A 24,120-nucleotide genomic window follows, 5' to 3' on the forward strand; every position below is an offset into this window, starting at 1 on the left:
GCTTATCTTACACCCCCTCATCAAATTGTACGTAATCTTTTCTTAACGGATATCCAACCCAAGTTTCAGGTAATAAAATACGTTCTAACTTCGGATGTCCTACGAACTCAATACCTAGTAAGTCATATGTTTCACGTTCAGGCCAGTTTGCACCTTCCCAAATCGTCGCTATACTATCAACTACTGGTTGTTCACGATCTGCTTTTACCTTTAAAGCAATACCATGCTTACGCTTATACGAATATATGTAAGAATAAACTTCCATGTATTCCACAAAATCCGTTCCATGTAATCCTGATAAATACGTGAATTCAAGTTGATCATTATATTTTAAGAATTTAGCTACTTTATAATAAGCATCTCTTTTAATTGTAAATGTTAGATCATGCTTAGAAAGGGTATTGATTGATGCTTCCTCAATAACCTCAGTTCCAAATTCTTTTTCTATTAAAGCTTTGACTTCATCAAGTAAAGGCTGATTGTGAGAAGGTTTTGCCTCTTCAACTGGCGCATTAGTGTCACCATCTGCTTTACCTTTAGCTTTCGCTGCAGCTGCTGCTTTTGCCTTTGCGATTGCAATCGCCTTTGCTTTGGCTTTTGCTGCTTCATCATCGGATCCCTCTACAGGAGCCGCTTCACCGCCATCTGCCGCTTTTTGTTTCGCTAGCGCTGCTGCTTTCGCCTTCGCTGCTGCGACTGCTTTTGCTTTTGCAGCTGCGATTGCTTTCGCCTTTTCATCATCCGTACCTTCTGATGGTGCTTCTTCTCCACCACTTGCTTTTTGTTTTGCTAATGCAGCCGCCTTTGCTTTTGCAGCCGCTACCGCTTTTGCCTTCGCTGCCGCTAAGGCTTTCGCTTTATCTTCATCTGAACCTTCTGAAGTAGACTCTGTATTTTCTGTTTCAGTCGAGCTTTCATTAGATCCCGAAGCTTCTAAAGCTTTTTGTTTTGCTAGTGCTGCCGCCTTTGCTTTTGCAGCTGCTACCGCTTTTGCCTTTGCTAATGCTAGGGCTTTTTCTTTATCTTCTTCTGAAGACTCATTTGTAAGCGCTTCACTTTTTTCTTCAGTGTTCGTTTCAGCTGCCTCATTTGCTTTCTGTTTCGCTATCTCAGCCGCTTTCGCTTTTGCCTCTGCTACTGCTTTCGCTTTTGCTTCAGCAAGTGTTTTTGCTTTATCTTCATCAGATACTTCCGAAGTTTCTGTTGATGGATTAGCTCCATCAGCAGCTTCTTTTTCAGCCTTTAGTTGTTCCATTTTACGACGTGCTGCTTCTTTTGCTTTCTCTACAGCTTCTTTCTTTAATTGTTCTTTTGATTTTTCCTCACTCATTTATTCGTCACCTGCTTCCCAGTCTTAGCTTCGTAACGAATTTTCTCTTTTAATTTATTGATACCATAAATTAGAGCTGCCGGATTCGGAGGACATCCTGGTATATATACATCAACAGGAATAATTTGATCGACACCTTTTACAACCGCATATGAATTAATATATGGTCCACCAGCTGTTGCACATGAGCCCATAGCAATAACCCATTTCGGCTCTGGCATTTGATCATAAAGTCGTTTCACAATAGGTGCCATTTTCTTTGTAACAGTACCTGAAACAATCATTACATCTGATTGACGAGGAGATGTTCGAAAGAACGAACCAAAACGGTCCAAGTCATAATGAGATGATCCTACACCCATCATTTCAATCGCACAACAAGCTAACCCGAATGTTAATGGCCATAACGAGTTACTTCTTGCCCAAGCTTTCACTTCTTCTAGTGTTGTGAAAAAAATATTCTTTTGAAGTTCTTCCATTTCAGCAACAGAAATTCCATCTAGCTTCATAACCATTTCAACACCTTCTTCTTCCAAGCATAAATAAGTCCAAGTAGTAGCATAAGAATAAAGATGATCATTTCTACAAAAGCAAAGAATCCTAATTGATCAAATGCAACTGCCCACGGATATAAGAAAACAGTTTCAACATCAAAAATTACGAAAAGTAGTGCGAAAATATAATAACCAGCATGAAAACGTACTTTTGCATCATGGAATGGTTCGATACCACTTTCATAAGTCGTTTTCTTCGCTTCAGTTGGTGCATGTGGTCTTAATATTTTTCCGATAATGGAAAGTGCAACAACCGGAAGTGCAATTCCTATAATTAAAAACACAGCAACAATCACATAGTTATTTAAATAAGCATTCACGAAACTTGTCCCTCCCCTTACTACAGAGCTCTACATTATATGTTTATTATAAATATAATGTATTTTTCATTAATTTTTATAATTCAGTTTTGTAATCGTATCCATTATAACAAATGTGACAAAAACGTGTCGATAATAATTAAGAATTATTCTAAATTTGAATAGTATTTTTAAAAAACAAAATTTACGATCCATAAATCTAAAAAATTGTATTAACTTATTAGTAAATCGTACTTTTTAAATAAAATAGGATGTTTATCAAATTTTTATATCAATATAAAAGTTATCCACAAATCCACAGAAAGTTATCAACATTTCCACAACTAACTCAATAAAAGCAAATGTCGAAAAAAAAATCTAAGTACATTCATGTGATGAGAAAAAATAAAGGAATTGTTTATGATGAAGAGATTAAGTAGACCGATACTATTATAACTTACTTCAAATCAATAAAAAAAGAGCCCATTAAGGGCCCTCTTTTTTATAAAAATTACTTATATTGTGCTACATTCAGACGGTTCATTGCTTTATGTAAAGCAAGTTCCGCACGTTTGATGTCTGTGTCAGGACGTTTTTCTTGTAAACGTTGTTCTGCACGTTTTTTTGCTTCTACTGCACGCTCAACATTAATTTCAGTTGATGCTTCAGCAGATTGAGCCAATATTGTAACGGCTTCAGGTCGAATTTCAATGAATCCGCCACTAACTGCAACAAAATCAGTTCCAGTTGGTGTTTTAATTTTAACAGGTGCTGTTGCTAACGGTGCCACAGTTGAAATGTGTCCAGGTAAAATACCAAGCTCACCGCTAGTTGCTTTCGTGCTAACGAATTCTGTTTCGCCTTCATAAGCCGGTCCATTAGGAGTGACGATACTGACTTTCATTGTCTTCATAGTTAACTCCTCCTGTCTAGCTTTGTGAGCAAATCAAGTTCTTATTATCAATCGATGAAAGAACGAGATTTCAATTAGACAAATATTATACTAGTGTTTTTGCTTTTTCTACTACTTCTTCAATGCGTCCAACTAAACGGAATGCATCTTCAGGAAGAGTATCATATTTACCTTCTAAGATCTCTTTGAATCCACTTACAGTTTCTTTAACTGGTACGTAAGAACCTTTTTGTCCAGTGAATTGCTCCGCAACGTGGAAGTTTTGAGATAAGAAGAATTGAATACGACGAGCACGAGCTACGACTAATTTATCTTCTTCTGATAACTCATCCATACCTAAGATTGCGATGATATCTTGAAGTTCTCTATAACGTTGTAATGTTGATTGAACTTGACGAGCTACTTCATAGTGCTCAGCTCCAACGATTTCTGGGTTTAACGCACGAGATGTAGATGCTAATGGATCTACCGCTGGGTAAATACCCATCTCAGATAAACGACGCTCTAAGTTAGTTGTTGCATCTAAGTGAGCGAACGCTGTAGCTGGTGCTGGATCCGTATAGTCATCGGCTGGTACGTAAATCGCTTGAATCGAAGTTACAGAACCTTTGTTTGTTGAAGTAATACGCTCTTGTAATTGACCCATTTCAGTAGCAAGAGTTGGTTGGTAACCTACCGCTGAAGGCATACGACCTAATAGGGCAGAAACCTCTGAACCTGCTTGAGTGAAACGGAAGATGTTATCGATAAAGAATAACACGTCTTGTCCTTGCTCATCACGGAAATATTCAGCCATTGTTAAACCAGTTAATGCAACACGTTGACGTGCTCCAGGTGGCTCATTCATTTGTCCGAATACCATCGCTGTTTTCTTGATAACGCCTGAGTCTTTCATTTCGTGGTATAAGTCGTTACCTTCACGAGTACGCTCACCTACACCAGCGAATACTGAAATACCGCCGTGCTCTTGTGCGATGTTGTTGATTAATTCTTGAATTAATACAGTTTTACCTACACCCGCACCACCGAATAGACCGATTTTACCACCTTTGATATAAGGAGCTAATAAGTCTACTACTTTGATACCAGTTTCAAGGATTTCTACTTTTGTAGTTAATTCTTCAAATTTAGGTGCTTGACGGTGAATTGGGTCACGACGAACGTCTTCCCCTAATTCTTCGTCTAAGTCAATGTTGTCACCTAATACATTGAATACGCGTCCTAATGTAGCGTCACCAACTGGAACCGAAATTGGTTTAGCTGTGTTAACTGCTTCCATTCCACGTACTAATCCATCAGTTGAAGCCATTGCAACTGTACGAACAGTATCGTCACCTAAGTGAAGAGCAACTTCTAATGTTAAATCAATGTTAACTTCATTTGCGCTGCCCGCTTCTTGACGAACACGTAACGCATGATAAATTTGTGGTAATTGGCCGTTTTCGAACTTAACGTCTACTACTGGTCCTAATACCTGAGTAATAATACCATTGCTCATCGCTTTTCCTCCTAGCATTGTTTCCTTAAAAGCCGAACGATTTATATGTCATTGAAGGCAGAATTAACCTAATGCTGCTGCACCGCCGACAATCTCAGTAATTTCTTGTGTAATTGCAGCTTGACGTGCACGGTTATAGTGAAGAGTAAGCTTACTAATAACTTCTTTCGCATTATCAGTCGCACTTTTCATAGCCGTCATACGAGAAGCATGTTCACTTGCTTTACTATCTAATAATGCACCGTAGATTAAGCTTTCTGCGTATTGTGGCAGTAAAACTTCTAAGATTTCATCATCAGAAGGTTCAAATTCGTAATTAGTTGTAGCTTTACCTGTGTCAATATCTGTTAAAGGTAAAAGCTTTTTCTCAGTAACTTCTTGAGAAATCTTACTTACGAAATGGTTGTAAGATAAGTATAGCTCATCAAAAATGCCATCAGAGTACATTTGAACTGTACGATTAGCAAATTTTTGAATGTCATCGAATGAAGGTTGATCAGGAATACCTAGAACCTCTTCAACGATTGGATAACCTAAACGATTAAAGTAATCACGTCCAACACGTCCTAATACAATAACAGCAAACTCATCATTTGAACGATGACGCTCTTTAATTGTATTTGTTACAGCACGTAATACATTACTATTGAATGCACCAGCTAAACCACGGTCTGAAGTGATAACAATATAACCAGTCTTTTTAACAGGACGAGTTACAAGCATCGGATGTCTACTGTTTACACCTTTCGCAATGCTACCAACTACTTCTTGCATTTTTTCCATATAAGGAACAAATTGCTTAGCATTTTGGTCAGCACGGTTTAATTTCGCAGCAGAAACCATCTCCATCGCTTTTGTGATTTGGCTTGTCTTTTTTGTTGAATTAATTTTCGTTTTTATATCGCGTAATGATGCCACAGGTTTTCACCACCTTTTGGTAAACAGTTAAAGGAAGGACGAGCTAAAGCTCGTTCCTTCAATATCAGTTATTTAAATTGCTTTCTTATTTAGAAGCAACAAAGTTCTTTTTAAAACTTTCGATCGCAGCGTTAAGGTCAGCTTCGTTTGGTAATTTACCAGTTGTACGAATAGCATCTAAAAGACCTTTAGCATTTGAATCCATCCAAGATAACATTTCTTCTTCAAAACGAGTGATGTCTTCAACTGGTACGCTGTCTAAGTGACCACGTGTTAGAGCATAAAGACTAACTACTTGTTTTTCTACTTTTAAAGGTTTGTGTAAACCTTGTTTTAAGATTTCAACTGTACGAGCACCACGGTTAAGTTTAGCTTGCGTAGCTTTATCTAAGTCAGAACCGAACGCAGCAAATGCTTCAAGCTCACGGAATGACGCTAAGTCAAGACGTAGCGTACCTGCTACTGATTTCATCGCTTTTGTTTGCGCTGAACCACCAACACGTGATACAGAAAGACCCGCGTTAATCGCTGGACGTACGCCAGAGAAGAATAAGTCAGACTGTAAGAAGATTTGTCCGTCAGTAATCGAGATTACGTTTGTTGGAATATAAGCTGAGATATCACCAGCTTGTGTTTCGATGAATGGTAATGCAGTTAATGAACCGCCACCTAACTCATCATTTAACTTAGCTGCACGCTCTAATAAGCGAGAGTGTAAGTAGAATACATCCCCTGGATAAGCTTCACGGCCTGGAGGACGTTTTAATAGTAATGAAAGCTCACGGTAAGCTACCGCTTGTTTAGATAAATCATCGTATACTACTAATACGTGTTTACCATTGTACATAAACTCTTCACCCATTGTTACACCAGCGAAAGGAGCTAAGTATAACATTGGAGCTGGAGATGAAGCAGGTGCAGTTACAACGATTGTGTAATCTAAAGCGCCATGCTTACGTAAAGTTTCAACAAGTCCACGAACTGTTGATTCTTTTTGTCCGATCGCAACATAGATACAAATCATGTCTTGGTCAGCTTGGTTAAGAATTGTATCGATAGCAACTGCTGTTTTACCAGTTTGACGGTCACCGATGATTAACTCACGTTGTCCACGTCCGATTGGTACAAGAGCGTCGATCGCTTTGATACCTGTTTGTAATGGCTCATGTACTGATTTACGTGCCATTACGCCTGGTGCTGCGTTTTCGATTGGACGAGTTTTAGTTGTTTCAATTGGGCCTAATCCATCAACTGGTTGACCTAATGAGTTTACTACACGTCCTACTAATGCTTCACCAACTGGAACTTGCATGATGCGTCCAGTACGACGAACTTCGTCGCCTTCTTTAATACCTGTGTAAGGTCCTAAGATGATAATACCTACGTTGTTTTCTTCTAAGTTTTGTGCTAGTCCCATAACGCCGTTAGAGAACTCAACTAGCTCTCCAGACATACATTGGTCAAGACCATGAGCACGAGCGATACCGTCACCAACTTGGATAACTGTACCAACATCACTAACTTCTATTTCAGTTTGGTAATTTTCGATTTGCTTTTTAATCAGCGCACTGATTTCTTCAGCTTTGATGCTCATGCATTTCACCCCTATCTACAAACTATTTTGCGATTAATTCACGTTCAATACGTACAAGCTTATTTTTTAAGCTGCCGTCAAAAATACGATTTCCAACACGAACTTTGTAACCACCAATTAATGATGAATCAATTTCGTTTTTGATTCGTATAGAATTTTTACCTAATTTCGAAGCGAATAGAGCTCCGATTTTTTCTAGTTCTTCGGAAGTCATTGCCGTTACAGAGTAAACAGTTGCATCTGCAATATTACGATTTTGATTCGCAATATTCACATACTCAGTTACTAAGTTTGGAATGATGCTTAAACGTTGGCGATCAACTAGTAAGCAAACTAGGTTAAGTACAGTTTCAGAGATTGAAGCAAACGTCTCGTTTAATACAGACTTTTTGCTTTCTTTTGTGATTCCAGGATGTTGTAGAAACTTGTGTAATTCATTGTTTTCTACATATTCCTTTTTTACAACTTGTAGGTCATGTTCAACTGTTTCTACTAAATTTTGTTCTGTTGCTAAATCAAAAAGAGCGTTTGCATAGCGTTTTGCAACTAATTCGTTACTCATTTCGCTTCGCCTACTTCTTTAAGATATTGATCAAAAATAGCAGATGCGTCTTCAGACTTCACTTCTTTTTCAAGTACTTTAGAAGCAATTAATACAGATAATGAAGCCACTTGTTGTTGAACTGATTGTACTGCAAGCTCTTTTTCACGAATAATTTCACGCTTAGCGCTTTCTTTCATGTTTTCAGCTTCAGCTTTTGCTGCTGCAACGATTTCTTCACGTTGAACATCAGCTTGTTTTCTAGCTTTCTCAAGAAGCTCACGAGCTTCTGTACGAGCTGCAACTAACTCTTGCTTTTGCTCTTCAACTAGTTTCATTGCTTCAGCATTACTTTTTTCAGCTGAATCTAGTTGATTAGCGATGTGATTTTCACGTTGTTTCATAATTCCCATTACTGGACCTAATGCATATTTCTTTAATAGTGCAAGTAGGATTACGAAGATTAATAATTGATACACGACATCGCCCCAAGCAACACCATGCCCTGCTTCAGCTAATACGAATAGTGATCCGTTTAACACAAGCCTTCACTCCCTTCAAGGGTTTCATTTAATGATTTTTTCTTTATAACATAGTTCGAGTCTCTAACTGACCGAACTTAACTTTCAAAAGGAATCTTTATAACAAGTGTCATAAAGGAAAGGCGAAGTAAATGTGAACACAAACTTCGCCATTTTTTAACTAATTGTATAATCTTACGCTTTACCGAAAGCCATGAAAGCGATAACTACTGCGATGATTGGAAGTGCCTCAACTAATGCAACCCCGATGAACATTAAAGTTTGAAGAGTTGAACGTAATTCTGGTTGACGAGCAACACCTTCTACTGTACGTGATACAATTAAACCGTTACCAATACCTGCACCTAGTGCACCTAAACCTATTGCGATTGCCGCTGCGATTAAAGCCATTTTAAATTTCCTCCTTCTTATACCTAAGAAATATATTTTTATTATAATTTTAACGAACTAACTATTTTAATGAGCAATTAATGCTCGTCCGCCACTTTATGTGACAGGTAAACCATTGTTAACATTACGAAGATAAACGCTTGGATTGAACCAACGAATACAGAGAAACCTTGCCATACTAGCATTGGTACTGCTGCAGCGATTGTCCAAAGAATACCCTCTCCTGCACTTGTTGCATAAGCATGTGTTCCCATTGTTGCAAGTAATCCTAATAAGATCTCACCTGCAAAAATGTTCCCGTAAAGACGAAGACCTAGCGTTAATGTGTTAGCTAATTCCTCAATAATCTTTAGTGGAAATAAGAATCCCATCGGCTGGAAAAATCCTTTTCCATAAGCCTTAAAGCCTCTCATTTTAATACCATAATAATGTGATAATCCAACAATAAAGATTGCTAATGATAACGTAATAACTGGGTCTGATGTAGGTGATTTCCAAACTGATTTTCCATCGACTGAAATATCGAATGGAAGGCCTAACATATTTGAAACAAATATGTACATAAGTAATGTCACACCTAATGTAAGGAAGCGACCACCAGTTTCCCAATCCATTGTACTGTTGATAATGTTTTTAACGAAATCTACTACCCATTCAATAAAGTTTTGCTTTCCTGACGGGCGAAGTTGTAAACTTCTTGCACATGTAACTGCGATGATAAAAACGATTACTGCAGCAATGGTAGTCATCAGAACATTTGTTAAAGTAAAATTTAATCCAAGTATTTCTCTAGAAAAAGTGCCGTGTTCCAATTTATTCACCTCTCTTCCTTGCAAAAGACGTATGTTGTAATGCAAAATTTATCATAATGACAAGATGTCCTGTCATTAGTCCCACCGTTAATGCCGGTATATTGACAAAATCGTCATACCGAAGGGCGATGACCATAGCTAGAGCCACCGCTGAAAGACAAATTACAGTACCAAGTGAACGAACTTTTTGTTGCTTTAAAACTCGATCAAAAAAGGTATTTATCTTTCTGTGTAGAATCCATATACAGTAAAAGCTAGTTACGATACCGAGAATATAACCTGTAAAGATTGTTTTATAATCGGTAAATGCCCATCCTAAAACTGCAAGGGCAGTAATGTATAACATATCTCGTGCGAAACGTCTAAAATGTTCTTTTTGCATGTAACTAGTCCCCTGGAGTAAATTGCTTAATTAGCTTAAGTGTGCCGTAGATACCAGTGAATAATCCTAACAATAATCCGATTATCATAAATACTGGAACAGGCCAATCAAAATATGTGTCAATCCATCTTCCGAGAAAGATTCCTATTAGAATAGATCCAACAAGTTGAGCTAGAATGGAAGACATGAGTGCCATTGCTTTAAGAGGATGTTGATTGTTGTTTTTCATAGCCAATCCCTCCACACGTCAATTTTCATTCTTTCCCAAAAAATTGCCAAAATTCTTATCATGGTTTATGATACAACAAATATTTATTAAAATCTCCACATTAAAGCTAAGTTCACAAAATGTTCACATATTCAAAATATTTAAATAGAAAGGGTTTACATTCAATAAAAACCCTTTTAAACATTCATGTTAAGCATACAATATGTTACAAAAATGTGTCAATTACTTAAATTAAAAAACTATTAAAAATAGCTTACCAATTTTTAGTCTTCTACATATATTTTAGAAACATTTACATAAGATTCTGTTGCACTCTCATATTGTTTACGTTTATAAAAGATCACAAACTTATAAATACCACTTTTTGGAAAGTTTTTTAATACCAACTCCTTCTTTATAATTCCACGCTCACTGTTCTTTTGTTGATCAATTACATCTATCAAACGAAATGTCTCTGCTTCAAACACAGCAATTTTGAATTCCTCAACTTTACTCGGTAAATATAATTCATATTTATAACTACCTTTACCTTTTCCTTTCACCCTACCAAAGTGAAATCCCATTACAGTCGGAAAATTCGGTTCTCCTTGAAGCAATAAGTAAGGCATTCGTAATGTTTCATCTGGCGTACTAATTGTAATTGCACCGTCATAGAATCCATCTTTTAAAACCTTTGTGTCCACTGTTGCATGCAACTTGATGGACTTAGAGGTGTTTGCTGGAATAGTGAAAGGTTTTGGTAATACCCATTTTATTCCGTTAACTTGTTGTTTATTTATCGTCATTACTTGTTTTTCTTTATTTGATTTATTAGAAACCCTAACAGTGAAGTCCTTCTCTATTGGAGCACTCTCTTTCTTAGTTACCCCCAAAGATAAAGAGGTAGGATAAAGTGTTGTTTCAGTTTCTAAAGCTTTATCAATATCCAATCTACCGGCACCTTGTTCATATGAATGATAGATCGTTTTATTATTCTTATATAATGGTGTTGCCGTATTCACAAGGACGCTTTTTAAATCATCCATACTCCAATTAGGATGTAATTGTTTGAGTAAAGCAGCTGCACCTGCAACATGTGGGCTAGCCATACTCGTACCCTGTAATGATAAATAACCTCCGGGAATTGTACTTTTAATTTGCACACCAGGCGCAACTAAATCTGGTTTCATTTGCCATGTCCCAGTAACTGGACCTCTTGAACTAAAATCTGCAAGCACATCGACCTTTTTTTCTTGCCCAGTCGTCGCAATCGTTTTACCCTTTTCTATTTCTTTTTGAATCGCTAATCCTACTTTTCTTGAGACAGTAGCAGCAGGTATTTTTATATTTCCTTTTATTTGTCCTACAAAATCACCATCCACATTATTAAAGACGATAACTGCTTTCGCCCCCGCTGCTTCTGCATTTTTAACCTTATCCGTAAATGTAAGCTTCCCTCTTTCTAACAATACGAATTTATTTCGAACTCTCTTCATTTCACTCTTATCTCCGTACTTTTTAAAAACGATTTTACCTTCTAAATCCCTTGCCCACTTTGAAGATCCAATCATTGGGGTAATAATTTGTTCTTTTTCTTTAATATGAATAGACGGGAAATACAAAGGTGGATAGCTCGCACCAACTGATAGAGCTTTTGCTGCAGTTGCAGGTGACCCAACTGTCCATAATCCGGGGCCAGAGTTTCCTGCTGCAGTAATTGCAAGCACGCCTTTTTCCACTGCTTTATTTAAAGCAATACTCGTTGGCCAATCCGGTCCATTCACTTCGTTGCCAAGAGATAAGTTTATAATGTCGACCTTATCCTTTACCGCACGTTCGATTGCTGCCAATACCGTTTCTGAAGTTCCTACTCCACCAGGTCCAAGTGCTCGATATGCATAGATTTGTGCTTTTGGTGCTACACCTTTTCTTTTACCGTTAGCCGCAATTACTCCTGCAACATGAGTTCCGTGGAATGTACTTCTTTCCTCAAGCCTTGTCTCCATCGGATCTTTATCTTGATCGATCGTATCGTATCCGCCACTATAATTTGATTTTAAATCTGGGTGTCGATAATCAACACCAGTATCAATTATGCCAACTTTTATTCCTTCACCTGTAATGATTCTTCCACGTTGATCTTTATAATTCTCTGCTTCATCTGCACCGATAAAAGGAATGCTTTCCTCCACATGAGCTTTGTAGGTAGTTACGAAATGAAAATCATTTACTAAAGGCATTTTTGCTATTTGAGACAGTTCCTCTAGTGAGCCAGATACGGAAAATCCATAATATGTTTCTGTAAACTTTTGCCTCACCTTTATATCAGGGTAATATTTTCCCATATATTTTAGCGCTTGCGTTAGCATCCCATCCTTAATCGAGAATAACGCTACTTTTTTCTGTTGATCATTTGCCAAAACTGCATAATTTTTCATTGGAACAAGGAAGAAAACTAGACATATAATTATTTTAAAATAATACTTTTTCATTCAATGAACTTTCTCCTTTTTAGACATTTATTTTCCTATATCATTTCTCACTACTCCTTCATTCATGTATAAAAAGGAAATTTTCTCTAAAGAAAACATAAATTTCTACTAATGATTTTAATAGTTCAACACTTGAACGATTCGAGCATTATCAATAGAAATCTATCATTATCTCAATTGGGTATGAATTATCGTTTAACTAAGAAAATAAAAAAAAGACTAACTTAACGGGTTAATCCCTAAAAGTTAGTCTACAAGCTACATATATATTTGAAACACTTCATTAATTTTTTAATTCAGCCTGGTTAAATAGTTGAAATCTTTTCTGTTTAACAATAGATTTCACTTCATTTATTACAAAGTATAAAACTGCTGCGCCTAAAATAACAATCCAAGTTTTCGTAACAACTTCATTTTGCCATACACCTAGTATCATCAAGAATGCAGGAAGTGTAATTGTAATCCAAGATTGAATCATAGCGACAATACCTGTATATCTTTCAATTTTCTTTCCTAACACTATACCTGCAAAGAATAAGTACCATAAGTAAGCCCAAAGAACCCATAACAATCCGTTCACAATATCATGAATAAGTATAAAGCTTACTAATGCATATAAAACAGACATAATTGAAACCCAAAGTGAAAACCAACCTAAGCCAGTAGCACTAAAACCTTTTAAATTAGTAAAACCATTATACAAGTAAGTAATTCCGAAGAAGAAAATACAAGCTAAATTATATAATTCCCACTTGCCATCCCCCATGTTCGTTAATAAATATAAAGGAATGATTACTTGTAATGCACCAACAAATATATTTAAAAGTGATGCACTTTTTGCATCAGCTTTATTTAATAATACAAGACTATTTAAAAATAGCGTCGCACCAGATAAAAGTAATCCTACAGTTGCCATAGCGATTCATCTAATAAGAAAGAAATGATCTTATTAAACTCAACCCTCCTAGAAATATGATTTAACTGAAAAAAAGTACAAGCGCTTGATATAAAATCAAACGCTTGGATAAATTTAATTTAAAACGATACCTACGATAATCGCTGTTAATACACTTACTAATGTTGCACCGAATAATAATTTAAGACCGAAACGAGCTACAACATTACCTTGTTTTTCATGTAAACCTTTAACTGCACCTGCGATAATACCGATTGAAGAGAAGTTAGCAAATGATACTAAGAATACAGAAACGATTCCTAATGTACGTGGGCTAAATTCTTTTGCTTGTTTACCAAGATCCATCATAGCTACGAACTCGTTCGAAACTAATTTAGTTGCCATAATACTACCTGCAGAAACAGCTTCTTTAAACGGTACACCCATAATGAACGCAAATGGAGCAAATACATAACCAAGAATTCCTTGGAATGAGATACCAAAAATCATATCAAAGATATTATTAACCGCTCCAATGATTGCAACAAAACCAATTAACATTGCCGCAACGATAATTGCTACTTTAAATCCATCTAAAATATATTCGCCAAGCATTTCAAAGAATGTTTGTTTTTCTTCTTCTTGAACTTCTAAAATATCCTCTTCAGCTGTTACTGTGTAAGGATTAATAATTGATGAAATAATAAAACCACCAAATAAATTTAAAACAATAGCTGTTACAACATATTTTGGCTCGATCATTGTCATGTAAGCACCAACGATTGACATAGATACAGTTGACATTGCCGAAGCACATAATGTGTAAAGACGATTTTTAGGTAAATGTCCTAATTGTTTCTTAACTGATATGAAAACCTCAGATTGTCCTAAAATTGCTGAAGCTACAGCATTATAAGATTCTAATTTACCCATTCCATTAATCTTACTTAAGATTAAACCAATGTATTTAATGATGAATGGTAGAACTTTTGTAAATTGTAAAATACCAATTAACGCAGAAATAAAAACGATTGGTAATAATACATTTGTGAAGAAAGGAAACGCTCCATCATTTGCTAGTCCGCCAAATACGAAATTAACACCTTCAGCAGCATATTCTAATAATTTACCGAATCCATTTGATATACCCTTAATTAAGAATAAACCAACATTTGTATTTAATAATAAGAAAGCTAAAACGATTTGAATAACTACCATGATTACTACTGGACGATATTTGATGTTTTTACGATCGCTACTAGCAATAAAAGCTAGTCCAAATACAACTAATAGCCCAATAAGTGCGATAATGTATTTCATGTTACTCTCCCCCGAGATTTTTAATTTTTATATAAGCGCTTTCAAAACGTACACAGTTTTAAACTTGTTAGATGTCAGACAAGTAAAATGCTTGTTAGATGTCAGACAACTATTAATCTACTATATATTAAACTTCTAAATCTTTCGAGCTAAATAATCCTGGTAATAACTGGTTAATTGTCGTTTCAGCGACGTCACCTTTTAAGTTTGTTAAAAATACTTTCGTGTTTTCATCACTAAATTCAGCAATAACTTGTCTGCATGCGCCACATGGAGAAACTGGTCCCTCTGTATCACCGACAATTGCTATCGCTTCAATTTTACCTGATCCTTTACCATTAGCTACTGCACTAAAAATGGCTGTTCTCTCAGCACAATTTGTAAGACCGTATGAAGCGTTTTCAACGTTACAACCAGTAAACACTGTTTGATCATTCATCAAAATTGCTGCGCCTACTTTAAATTTAGAGTAAGGAGCATATGCATTTTCTCTTGCTTTGATAGCTTCATTTATTAAAGATTGTGTATTCATCTCTTTATCACCTCTAATGAATAGTTTGGCAATTCATTTAAAAGTGTGTGAGTTTTGTCTTCGCTTTTACATATTAACAATGAATTTCAGAAAGAGCAATAACCCACACACTTTTTTGTAAATTAAATAAATTTAGAAATTAATATTAATAAGCTGTGTTTGATTCTTCACCTTGAACAATCTTAACGCCTGAGCTAGTACCAATACGAGTTGCACCAACAGATACTACATTTTCAAGATCTTTTAAGTTACGAACTCCACCAGAAGCTTTTACTCCTACGTTTGCACCAACAGTTTTACGCATTAATGCTACGTCTTCAACTGTTGCTCCACCAGTTGAGAAACCAGTAGATGTTTTCACGAAGTCAGCTCCAGCTTTAACTGATAATTCACAAGCTCTAACTTTTTCTTCGTCTGTTAATAAGCAAGTTTCAATAATAACTTTAACTAAAGCTTTACCTTTAGCAGCTTCAACAACCGCACGAATGTCTCTTTCTACTAATTCGTTATTGTTATCTTTTAATGCTGCAATGTTAATTACCATATCAACTTCATCTGCACCATTTTCAATAGCATTCTTTGTTTCAAATGCTTTTACTTCAGGAGTGTTTGCACCTAAAGGGAAACCAATAACTGTACAAACTTTTACAGTTGATTCCTTTAATAATTCACTAGCATATGAAACCCATGTAGGATTAACACATACAGAAGCAAAGCTAAATTCTTTAGCTTCCTCAGCTAATTTTGTAATTTCTTCTTTTCTTGCATCTGCACGTAATAACGTATGGTCAACTAAATTTGCGTAACTCATTCGGGTCACTCCTCAATTAATTTTTATAATTTAATGGAAATGAAAATGTCATTTCCTACTTTTAACACATTTTTGAATAACTTATTGAATATGGTTTTACTATATCACCTTCGTGAAATTTTGTAAAATATAAATTGAACTTATGTTCATGGATGGTTTTTCCTATAAAAAAACCTATATTTGATTAGTCTTTCAACTAAAAAAATATAGGTTTTTATTCATTATTTATTTCTAATAATCGCTTAGCAGTAAATTGATCTGTAATTAATATATTGGCGTATTTACCAACTAATGCGCCGTTAATCGCATCAGTTTTTTTCTCCCCACCAGCCACTAGAATGGACTTTTCCTTATTCCTTAACTCATCTAATTCAATACCGATTGTTCTGCTATTTAGTAAATTTGAATAGATTTGTCCATTTTTATCAAAAAACCGTGAGCATATATCTCCTACTGCATAAGTTTGTATATTCTGTTCTTCTTCCTCATTAAAGTATCCAACTCTAAATAACAACGCGTCTTTTTTTACAGTACCGACTGTAAATATTCCTATATTCGATTGTTTACCAAGCTCAATTAACCTTTCTATATGACGGTCTGATTCAACCATTTGTTTTACTTGTGGATTATCAAAAATGACTGGTAAAGGTAAATATCTAGGAATTGTATTAAACGCCTCAGCGAACATGTTTACTGTCTCAGATGCATATGTATTCGTTTTTGAATAACTAATTCCACCATTTAACTGAATAACTTCTACACCTTTTACAGATTTTTTCTCTAATTTTTTAGCAATGTGATACATCGTGGTTCCCCAAGTAACCCCTACAATATCACCGTCATTTACATAATCACCGAGTACATCTGCAGCTTTTTTTGTAATAATCTGTGTGACTTCACTGTAATCATCGATTGGCGAATAACAAACCTCGACTGATTGTAGATTATATTTTTTCTTTAACTCTTTTGCTAAATCATGATTGTCCTCAAGTGGGTCAATAATTTCGATCCGTACATACCCAAGTTCCTTTGCTTGCTGAAGCAATCTTGAAACAGTTGGTCGAGAGATACCTAAAGTATTGGCGATCTCTTGTTGACTAAAATCAGAATCATAATATAATCTTGCTGCATCTATTATTAAACGCTGTTTTTCTAGTGACATCCCACTTTAATCCCCTTTTTTAGCCAAAGCAATTTCCGAAACAAATTTTTAATTATTATAACTCTAATTTTAATTTATACCAACATTGTTCTTTGAGAGTTTTTCAAAATTATATAAAATAAAAAAGCTTTCCATGAAGGAAAGCCCATTTGTAGGAAACAATCATTTACTTATTGAAACGACTTGCCTTTTGAGGCGCGAAGTTACCCTAGTAGGTAATGACACCGAAACCATGTGAACCAACGCTAAAAAGCTAGCCTTTGTCGGGCAGGGTTGCGTTAATTATTTCGTACCAAATAAACGATCTCCTGCGTCCCCTAATCCAGGTACGATGTAACCATGATCGTTTAACTTTTCATCAAGTGCAGCTATGTAAATATCTACATCAGGATGTGCTTGTTGTAATATTTCAACACCTTCTGGAGCAGCAATTAAGCACATAAACTTAATGTTTTTAGCACCACGTGTTTTTAATGAGTTAATCGCCTCAACAGCAGATCCACCTGTAGCTAACATTGGATCGATTACAATGAAATCACGTTCTTCTACATCCGTAGGAAGTTTAACATAATATTCAACAGGCTTTAATGTTTCTGGATCACGATATAAGCCAACGTGTCCAACTTTTGCTGCAGGAACAAGTTGAAGGAATCCGTCGACCATTCCTAAACCTGCACGTAAAATAGGAACAATTCCTAATTTTTTACCTGCGATTACCTTTGATTTTGCAGTTGCAACTGGTGTTTGAATCTCAACTTCTTGTAAAGGAAGATCTCTAGTAATTTCAAATGCCATTAACCCTGCAACTTCATCTACTAATGCACGAAATTCTTTTGTTCCAGTATCTTTACTACGAATAAGTGTAACTTTATGCTGAATTAACGGATGATCAAAAACGTATACTTTACTCATTAATATCGCTCCTTGCAAAGACTTAGTAATATATTATCTTTAAAAAGAATACCGAAAGAGTTTAAATAATTCAAGTCACATCTTAAAATCGTTTTCATTTCATTTGCCACTTTTACAAAACACAGTCCCTATTAACATGTTCAAAAGTATATCAGAATAGTATAAAACAATGAAAATATCTCTTTAAAGTGTTAATCCTTAGATTACTTTAAAGAGATATTTTTCATTTTTATATTGCCAGTTGACTATAAGTTCAAAACTTTTTATATCATTTGATTATTTTTTGTGTTTAAATTAGGAAATTTTGTATTAATATATTTACCAACAAAAGTATCTAGACCAAATTTACCAGCATTTGTACCTGCTATAATAATAAAGATTCCTAATAAAACTAGTTGTGGATTCGTACTTGTCGTTCCACTAAATAAGAATGCGAAATTCATAACTAACCCAAAGAACATCGCTGTTTTTGTAAAACATCCAAGAATTAATCCAAGACCTACAGCAAATTCTCCAATTGGAACTAGGAAGTTAAATAAATCTATATTCGGTAAAGCAAAACTAGTTAAAAAGTCAGCCCACCAAGTTTGTACTGCTGGATGCTCGCCAGTCGCACTACCAATTGCTCCTTTTAGAAATCCTGTCGCATCAAATCCATCACCAGTTAATTTTCCCCAACCTGCAGTTATCCAAGAATAGCCTAAGTATAGACGAAGCACCGTTAACACACCGGCTGCTATATTATTTGTTCTTAAAAAATTAATAAACATATACTTCCCCTCCGTCAAATTTTATTTATTTATTTATTGATGATTACACTTATATTTTATCTAATTTAACTCTCTTTATGTGAAATATTTCACAAATTATATTGAACTTATTGTGTCTAAAATTATACAATTCCTACTATTCGAAATAAAAAAGTAGCCATTATAAATGGCTACTTTGATTGATTAATATGCAGGATATAATACGTATTTACTTGATAATGCATCAACGCGTTTGCGTGAAGTTTCAAGTACTTCTTCATTTTCATGATTTTTTAGTGTATCTGCAATAATAGAAGCTATTTCATCCATGTCTTCTAGTGTAAATCCACGAGACGTAACTGCAGCTGTACCGATACGAATTCCACTTGTTACAAATGGACTCGCTGGATCAAATGGGATTGTATTTTTGTTACAAGTAATACCCACTTCATCTAATACATGTTCTGCAACCTTTCCAGTTAATTCTAATGAACGAACATCAATTAAGATTAAATGATTGTCAGTACCACCAGATACTAATTGGATTCCTTGGGCTTTTAATGCTTCAGCTAAACGGTTCGCATTATCAACGATCGCTTGAGCATACACTTTAAAGTCTTCTTGTAAAGCTTCACCAAATGCTACTGCTTTAGAAGCAATTACGTGCATTAATGGTCCACCTTGAATACCAGGGAAAATTGATTTATCAATTGCTTTTGCATACTCTTCTTTACATAAAATCATTCCACCACGTGGACCACGTAATGTTTTATGAGTTGTCGTTGTAACAAAGTCAGCAAAAGGTACTGGATTTTGATGAAGTCCAGCAGCTACTAAACCAGCGATATGTGCCATATCAACCATTAGTAACGCTCCTACTTCATCAGCGATTTCACGGAATTTTTTAAAGTCGATCGCTCTTGGATATGCACTTGCACCTGCTACAATTAGCTTTGGCTTATGCTCGCGAGCTTTTTCTAATACAACATCATAATCAATAACTTGAGTTTCTGGGTCTACTCCGTACTCAACGAAGTTATATTGAAGTCCACTAAAGTTAACAGGACTTCCATGAGTTAAATGTCCACCATGTGATAAATTCATACCTAATACTGTATCACCATGTTTTAAAATCGTGAAATAAACTGCCATATTTGCTTGAGCACCTGAATGAGGTTGTACATTTACATGCTCTGCGCCAAAAATTTCTTTTGCACGGTCTCTAGCAATATTCTCAGCGATGTCTACGTATTCGCAACCACCATAATAACGTTTACTTGGGTAACCTTCAGCATATTTATTCGTTAATACTGAACCTTGTGCTTCCATAACTGCTTCACTTACAAAGTTTTCTGAAGCAATTAATTCAATTTTAGAACGTTGTCTTCCTAATTCTAATTGAATTGCTTCATACAATGATGGATCTTGCTTTTTTAAGTTTTCCATGGCTACATCCCCCTTTTAATAAAACACGAACATTATAAGTATAAATCAATAATATCATTCGAAAAAACGACCGAATTCCATTATATCTTACCATGATTTTCAATAGAAATAAATCTTTTATCTTTGATTCTATATAACATTTCGTCCTAGATGTTCTTAAATCCTCTTTCACGATCTATTACAAATTAATTTCTTCTTCAAGGGAATAGATCGCTCTTTCTCCCCCTATTAATTTTGGACGAGTTTTCGCTACTGAAATATGAGCTTGTCCAACTTCTTTTATACTTGTTCTTAATGGAACTGCAACATGTTTTAAATGCATTCCAATTAATGTATCGCCAATATCAATTCCAGCATCGGCTTTAATAAACTCTACTATTACAGCATTTTCTAGGTTTCTATAAGCATAAGAAGCTAGAGCACCACCTGCTGTTCGAACAGGAGTTACGGTAACTTCCTCTAATGACTGTTGTTTTGCCGTAGCTTTTTGAACAACAAGTGCTCTATTTAAATGTTCACAGCATTGAAATGCCAATTGTACTCCAGTCTCATTCTGAAACGCTTTAAGTGTTTCGAATAATACTTTTGCAACCTCCATAGTTCCAGATGTACCAATTTTTTTCCCACTTACCTCACTCGTACTACAACCAATCACCAAAATATGTTCACTAGTTAATGTAACTTGTTCCTTAAGCTCAGATAATAGCGTTGTCATTTGTTGCTTTACTAAACTCAATTCTTCCATCATATATTAGTCCTCCATCCATTAAGGTTTATTGATTTTTTGAATAAAAAAAACCGATAATCTTCAAAAGCTTTTTCGGATTAACGGCTGATTTGTTTTATTTCATTACATTTGTTTTTCGTATTCTTTAATTTTATTTACTCGATTTTCGTGACGTCCGCCCTCAAATTCAGTTGTTAACCAAATTTTTGCTATATCTCTAGCTAACCCCGGTCCAATTACTCGTTCGCCCATCGCTAGCATATTACTATTATTATGCTCTCTAGTTGCCTTCGCACTAAAAGTATCGTGTACTAATGCACATCGAATGCCTTCAACCTTATTTGCTGCAATTGACATCCCAATACCTGTTCCACAAACTAAGATACCGCGGTCAACTTCGCCATTCGCAACCATTTTAGCAACTGGAAAAGCATAATCAGGATAATCCACAGATGTACCACATTCACAACCGAAATCCTTATATTCAATACCCATTTCATCCATTAAATTCATAATTTCCTGGCGTATGTTAATTCCACCGTGATCAGATGCTATTGCTACTTTCATATGACAGTTACCCCCATAATGACTTCATGTTATATACTACTTTTTACCATTAAATATATTTCACTTCTATATTACACTATTATGTTCAGAATATGGGATACTAATTATGCTTTTAATCAGTCAATCTTTATCATTTTTTATTTACAATTTTCTTTATTAATCCTTCTAGTTCATTCAATGTATTTTCATATCTCATTAATGAACCTCCATATGGATCCGAAATTTCTCTATGATTTCCGTTCGCATACTCATGTAATGTAAATATTTTTTCTTCATGGTTAGGGTATTTCGAGACTAAGAACTGTTTATGATTCGCAGTCATTGTTAACACATGCGAAGACCAACTTAATAAATCCTCTGTCACTTGTTTTGAGGAATGATTTATTGATATACCCTTATTACTGACCGCAGTAATTGCATGCTTAGAAGCAGGCTCCCCAGGCATTGCAAAGACACCCGCAGATTTTGCTTGATGCGCATCACTCCCATAATGATTTAGAAGTGCTTCTGCCATTGGACTTCTGCAAGTATTCCCTGTACATACAAACAATATGTTTTTCATAAACTTCCTCACTTTCATTTACTCTCATGTATATATCTTTCACGTTATTTTACACATTTGAATTTACATCGTTTTCTTTTCATTTCAATCTCTCTTTAATAATAAACCATTATTCCCCATAAGTATCAAATCTTATTGCTTGTTTTATACCATGCCTTATAAATAGATAAAAGGATGAAGCCATTGTTATTCAATAGCACCATCCTTTAATAATTCATTATGTAGAAAAAAATAATAATTTAAGCCCAAATAAGAGCAAAACAGAACCACCTAGTAATTCACCAAACTTCCCTAGTTCCTGCTCTACCCTTCTACCTAGTAGTAAGCCTGCCCAGGTTAAAATTGTACTTATAATACCAAAGAGCAGAATCGTTAACCATGTTTTCGCACCAAATGTCCCAAGGCTGATCCCAACAGAAAAACTATCAACACTTACACTAAAGGCAAAGAGCAATAAACCAATTCCAGTTGGAGAAAACTTATTTTCTTCCTTACCAAATAGTGTGGAATATATCATATGGAATCCGATTCCTAGTAACAATACACCACCAAGCAGTACTGATATTCTTCCAAATTTATCTGATAGTTCATATCCTATAATCATCCCTAAAAGAGGCATAATGACATGAAATAGTCCAATGACGATACCTATATTTAAGATTTGTCTAAATTTCAGTTGAATTACACCCATTCCTAATCCAACAGAAAACGCATCTAAACCTAGTGCAGATCCCATTATCGTTAATGTAATCATTTCTTCGATTAATGTGCTACTCATGCCTTCCCTCCTAGGACTTGCTATTAAAAGATATGCAAGTCCAACCAATCATATGAGGGATATTAATAAATTTAATTCATTTTTTTACTCCGTAATGATAGAATGTCCACAAGCTTTCCACAAACGATTCATTATTGCAATTCCAATTCCTTCGTAAGGGAAAGATTCACAAAAAATAATATCCACATTCTCTTCATTAAATTGACGAATACAATCATAAAGAGATGCAGCAACAGTTGTTAAGTCTTCTCGTTTTCCACAAGCAAGTACAACATCAGCTTTATATTGGTTAATGTTTTCTTCTGTTGTTAGTATACCTACCTTTTTTCCTTCTGACTTAGCATTGTGTATAAGTTTGTGTATAAACTCCATACTCCCATTTACAAGGTGCATTTGAGCATCTGGCGCATAATGTTTGTACTTCATTCCTGGAGACTTCGGCGCTTCAGTTTCTTTCACGGTTGCAGGATCAACCTCTATATTTGAAACAACTTTTTTTATCATTTCAGGCGTAATACTGCCAGGTCTAAGAATAGTGAATACTTCTTGTGAGCAATCAATTACTGTAGATTCTAATCCTACTCCAGTACTTCCACCATCAACAATACCTGCAATCCGACCATTTAAGTCTTCAAATACATGCTTTGCTGAAGTTGGACTTGGCTTACCAGAAGTATTTGCACTCGGGGCGGCAATTGGTAAACCACTTGCTTCAATTAAAGCAAGCGCAACCGGATGATCCGGCATTCTAACCCCAACTGTGGATAAACCTGCAGTTACAAATTTGGAAACTTGCTTTTTACTTTTTAAGATAATCGTTAATGGACCTGGCCAAAAAGCCTCCATTAACTTTTTTGCACCTTCTGGAATTTCTTCGACTAACTCAGCTAGCTGATTATTGTTTGCTATATGTACGATTAACGGATTATCACTAGGTCTTCCTTTTGCTTGAAAAATCAGCTGAACTGCCTCATCTGAAAAAGCATTTGCTCCTAATCCATAAACTGTTTCTGTTGGGAAAGCAACAACTTGTCCAAGCTGCAATATTTTGGCTGCATCCACAATCTGTGGGTAAACTTTATCTTTATTCACAGAATTATCCACATTCCAACATTTCGTTTCCATGATTAACACCTCGCTTAAAAGTGAATATTAGTGTATATATTACAAATTTAGACAATACAAA

The 24,120-nt window shown here is 35.4% G+C and carries 27 protein-coding genes; all 27 read right to left on the reverse strand.

The window, feature by feature from the left end:
- Positions 1-7: 7 nt before the first annotated feature.
- The 27 genes from CAB05_RS15455 to CAB05_RS15585 all read right to left on the reverse strand — a co-directional run bounded on the left by CAB05_RS15455 (position 8) and on the right by CAB05_RS15585 (position 24,059).
- Positions 8-1,330 carry an NADH-quinone oxidoreductase subunit C gene (locus CAB05_RS15455; RefSeq protein ID WP_088001370.1) on the reverse strand — a complete coding sequence of 441 codons (1,323 nt, stop codon included), beginning with the start codon at positions 1,328-1,330 and terminating at the stop codon, positions 8-10.
- Positions 1,327-1,845: a NuoB/complex I 20 kDa subunit family protein gene (locus CAB05_RS15460; protein WP_088001372.1), complete on the reverse strand. Its 519-nt coding sequence runs from the start codon at positions 1,843-1,845 to the stop codon at positions 1,327-1,329. Before CAB05_RS15460 ends, CAB05_RS15455 begins: the two co-directional genes overlap by 4 nt.
- Positions 1,836-2,204 carry an NADH-quinone oxidoreductase subunit A gene (locus CAB05_RS15465; protein WP_088001374.1) on the reverse strand — a complete coding sequence of 123 codons (369 nt, stop codon included), beginning with the start codon at positions 2,202-2,204 and terminating at the stop codon, positions 1,836-1,838. The genes CAB05_RS15460 and CAB05_RS15465 overlap by 10 nt, the downstream gene beginning before the upstream one ends.
- 490 nt (positions 2,205-2,694) lie before the next feature.
- Positions 2,695-3,096 carry a F0F1 ATP synthase subunit epsilon gene (locus CAB05_RS15470; protein WP_088001376.1) on the reverse strand — a complete coding sequence of 134 codons (402 nt, stop codon included), beginning with the start codon at positions 3,094-3,096 and terminating at the stop codon, positions 2,695-2,697.
- A gap of 85 nt (positions 3,097-3,181) precedes the next feature.
- Positions 3,182-4,594, reverse strand: coding sequence for a F0F1 ATP synthase subunit beta (atpD, locus tag CAB05_RS15475; protein ID WP_088001378.1), 1,413 nt, complete (start codon positions 4,592-4,594; stop codon positions 3,182-3,184).
- Positions 4,595-4,657: 63 nt separating this feature from the next.
- Positions 4,658-5,512 carry an ATP synthase F1 subunit gamma gene (atpG, locus tag CAB05_RS15480; protein WP_088001381.1) on the reverse strand — a complete coding sequence of 285 codons (855 nt, stop codon included), beginning with the start codon at positions 5,510-5,512 and terminating at the stop codon, positions 4,658-4,660.
- 85 nt (positions 5,513-5,597) lie between these two features.
- Positions 5,598-7,106 (reverse strand): F0F1 ATP synthase subunit alpha, encoded by a 1,509-nt coding sequence (atpA, locus tag CAB05_RS15485; protein ID WP_088001383.1) that lies wholly within the window; start codon positions 7,104-7,106, stop codon positions 5,598-5,600.
- A 22-nt stretch (positions 7,107-7,128) separates the two neighbouring features.
- Entirely contained in the window at positions 7,129-7,668 is a 540-nt protein-coding gene (locus CAB05_RS15490; protein ID WP_088001385.1) for a F0F1 ATP synthase subunit delta, read from the reverse strand.
- Positions 7,665-8,189, reverse strand: coding sequence for a F0F1 ATP synthase subunit B (gene atpF, locus CAB05_RS15495; RefSeq protein ID WP_088001387.1), 525 nt, complete (start codon positions 8,187-8,189; stop codon positions 7,665-7,667). The genes CAB05_RS15490 and atpF overlap by 4 nt, the downstream gene beginning before the upstream one ends.
- A gap of 174 nt (positions 8,190-8,363) precedes the next feature.
- A complete protein-coding gene (gene atpE / locus CAB05_RS15500) occupies positions 8,364-8,579 on the reverse strand; it encodes a F0F1 ATP synthase subunit C (protein ID WP_025568599.1) in 216 nt (71 codons plus the stop codon).
- A gap of 77 nt (positions 8,580-8,656) precedes the next feature.
- Positions 8,657-9,391 carry a F0F1 ATP synthase subunit A gene (gene atpB, locus CAB05_RS15505; RefSeq protein ID WP_088001389.1) on the reverse strand — a complete coding sequence of 245 codons (735 nt, stop codon included), beginning with the start codon at positions 9,389-9,391 and terminating at the stop codon, positions 8,657-8,659.
- Between the two features lies 1 nt (position 9,392).
- Complete coding sequence (locus CAB05_RS15510) at positions 9,393-9,773, reverse strand: ATP synthase subunit I (protein WP_088001391.1); 381 nt, start codon at positions 9,771-9,773, stop codon at positions 9,393-9,395.
- Positions 9,774-9,777: 4 nt separating this feature from the next.
- Complete coding sequence (locus CAB05_RS15515; RefSeq protein ID WP_088001393.1) at positions 9,778-10,002, reverse strand: AtpZ/AtpI family protein; 225 nt, start codon at positions 10,000-10,002, stop codon at positions 9,778-9,780.
- A gap of 263 nt (positions 10,003-10,265) precedes the next feature.
- Positions 10,266-12,473: a S8 family serine peptidase gene (locus CAB05_RS15520; protein WP_088001395.1), complete on the reverse strand. Its 2,208-nt coding sequence runs from the start codon at positions 12,471-12,473 to the stop codon at positions 10,266-10,268.
- 283 nt (positions 12,474-12,756) lie between these two features.
- On the reverse strand, positions 12,757-13,389 hold the full coding sequence (locus CAB05_RS15525; protein ID WP_088001397.1) for an AmiS/UreI family transporter: 633 nt from the start codon (positions 13,387-13,389) through the stop codon (positions 12,757-12,759).
- 114 nt (positions 13,390-13,503) lie between these two features.
- On the reverse strand, positions 13,504-14,688 hold the full coding sequence (locus tag CAB05_RS15530) for a NupC/NupG family nucleoside CNT transporter (RefSeq protein WP_088001399.1): 1,185 nt from the start codon (positions 14,686-14,688) through the stop codon (positions 13,504-13,506).
- A 127-nt stretch (positions 14,689-14,815) separates the two neighbouring features.
- Positions 14,816-15,220, reverse strand: a complete 405-nt coding sequence (locus CAB05_RS15535) for a cytidine deaminase (RefSeq protein ID WP_088001401.1) — start codon at positions 15,218-15,220, stop codon at positions 14,816-14,818.
- Between the two features lie 145 nt (positions 15,221-15,365).
- Positions 15,366-16,031 (reverse strand): deoxyribose-phosphate aldolase, encoded by a 666-nt coding sequence (gene deoC / locus CAB05_RS15540; protein WP_088001403.1) that lies wholly within the window; start codon positions 16,029-16,031, stop codon positions 15,366-15,368.
- Positions 16,032-16,245: 214 nt separating this feature from the next.
- Positions 16,246-17,193 (reverse strand): DNA-binding transcriptional repressor DeoR, encoded by a 948-nt coding sequence (deoR, locus tag CAB05_RS15545; protein ID WP_088001405.1) that lies wholly within the window; start codon positions 17,191-17,193, stop codon positions 16,246-16,248.
- Positions 17,194-17,475: 282 nt separating this feature from the next.
- Positions 17,476-18,105 carry a uracil phosphoribosyltransferase gene (gene upp / locus CAB05_RS15550; protein WP_088001407.1) on the reverse strand — a complete coding sequence of 210 codons (630 nt, stop codon included), beginning with the start codon at positions 18,103-18,105 and terminating at the stop codon, positions 17,476-17,478.
- A gap of 263 nt (positions 18,106-18,368) precedes the next feature.
- Positions 18,369-18,875 (reverse strand): DoxX family protein, encoded by a 507-nt coding sequence (locus CAB05_RS15555; RefSeq protein ID WP_088001409.1) that lies wholly within the window; start codon positions 18,873-18,875, stop codon positions 18,369-18,371.
- Positions 18,876-19,058: 183 nt separating this feature from the next.
- Positions 19,059-20,300, reverse strand: coding sequence for a serine hydroxymethyltransferase (gene glyA, locus CAB05_RS15560; protein ID WP_088001412.1), 1,242 nt, complete (start codon positions 20,298-20,300; stop codon positions 19,059-19,061).
- Between the two features lie 178 nt (positions 20,301-20,478).
- Complete coding sequence (locus tag CAB05_RS15565) at positions 20,479-21,045, reverse strand: TIGR01440 family protein (protein WP_167374479.1); 567 nt, start codon at positions 21,043-21,045, stop codon at positions 20,479-20,481.
- 105 nt (positions 21,046-21,150) lie between these two features.
- Complete coding sequence (rpiB, locus tag CAB05_RS15570) at positions 21,151-21,594, reverse strand: ribose 5-phosphate isomerase B (RefSeq protein WP_088001416.1); 444 nt, start codon at positions 21,592-21,594, stop codon at positions 21,151-21,153.
- 130 nt (positions 21,595-21,724) lie between these two features.
- Positions 21,725-22,156 (reverse strand): low molecular weight protein arginine phosphatase, encoded by a 432-nt coding sequence (locus CAB05_RS15575; RefSeq protein ID WP_088001418.1) that lies wholly within the window; start codon positions 22,154-22,156, stop codon positions 21,725-21,727.
- Positions 22,157-22,373: 217 nt separating this feature from the next.
- The gene (locus CAB05_RS15580; protein WP_088001420.1) at positions 22,374-22,934 is read right to left on the reverse strand and encodes a manganese efflux pump MntP; all 561 of its coding nucleotides are present in this window, start codon (positions 22,932-22,934) and stop codon (positions 22,374-22,376) included.
- A gap of 84 nt (positions 22,935-23,018) precedes the next feature.
- Entirely contained in the window at positions 23,019-24,059 is a 1,041-nt protein-coding gene (locus CAB05_RS15585; protein WP_088001422.1) for an L-threonylcarbamoyladenylate synthase, read from the reverse strand.
- Positions 24,060-24,120: the final 61 nt, after the last annotated feature.

Source organism: Gottfriedia solisilvae, from assembly GCF_002128405.1.
Classification (GTDB): domain Bacteria; phylum Bacillota; class Bacilli; order Bacillales; family Bacillaceae_G; genus Gottfriedia; species Gottfriedia solisilvae.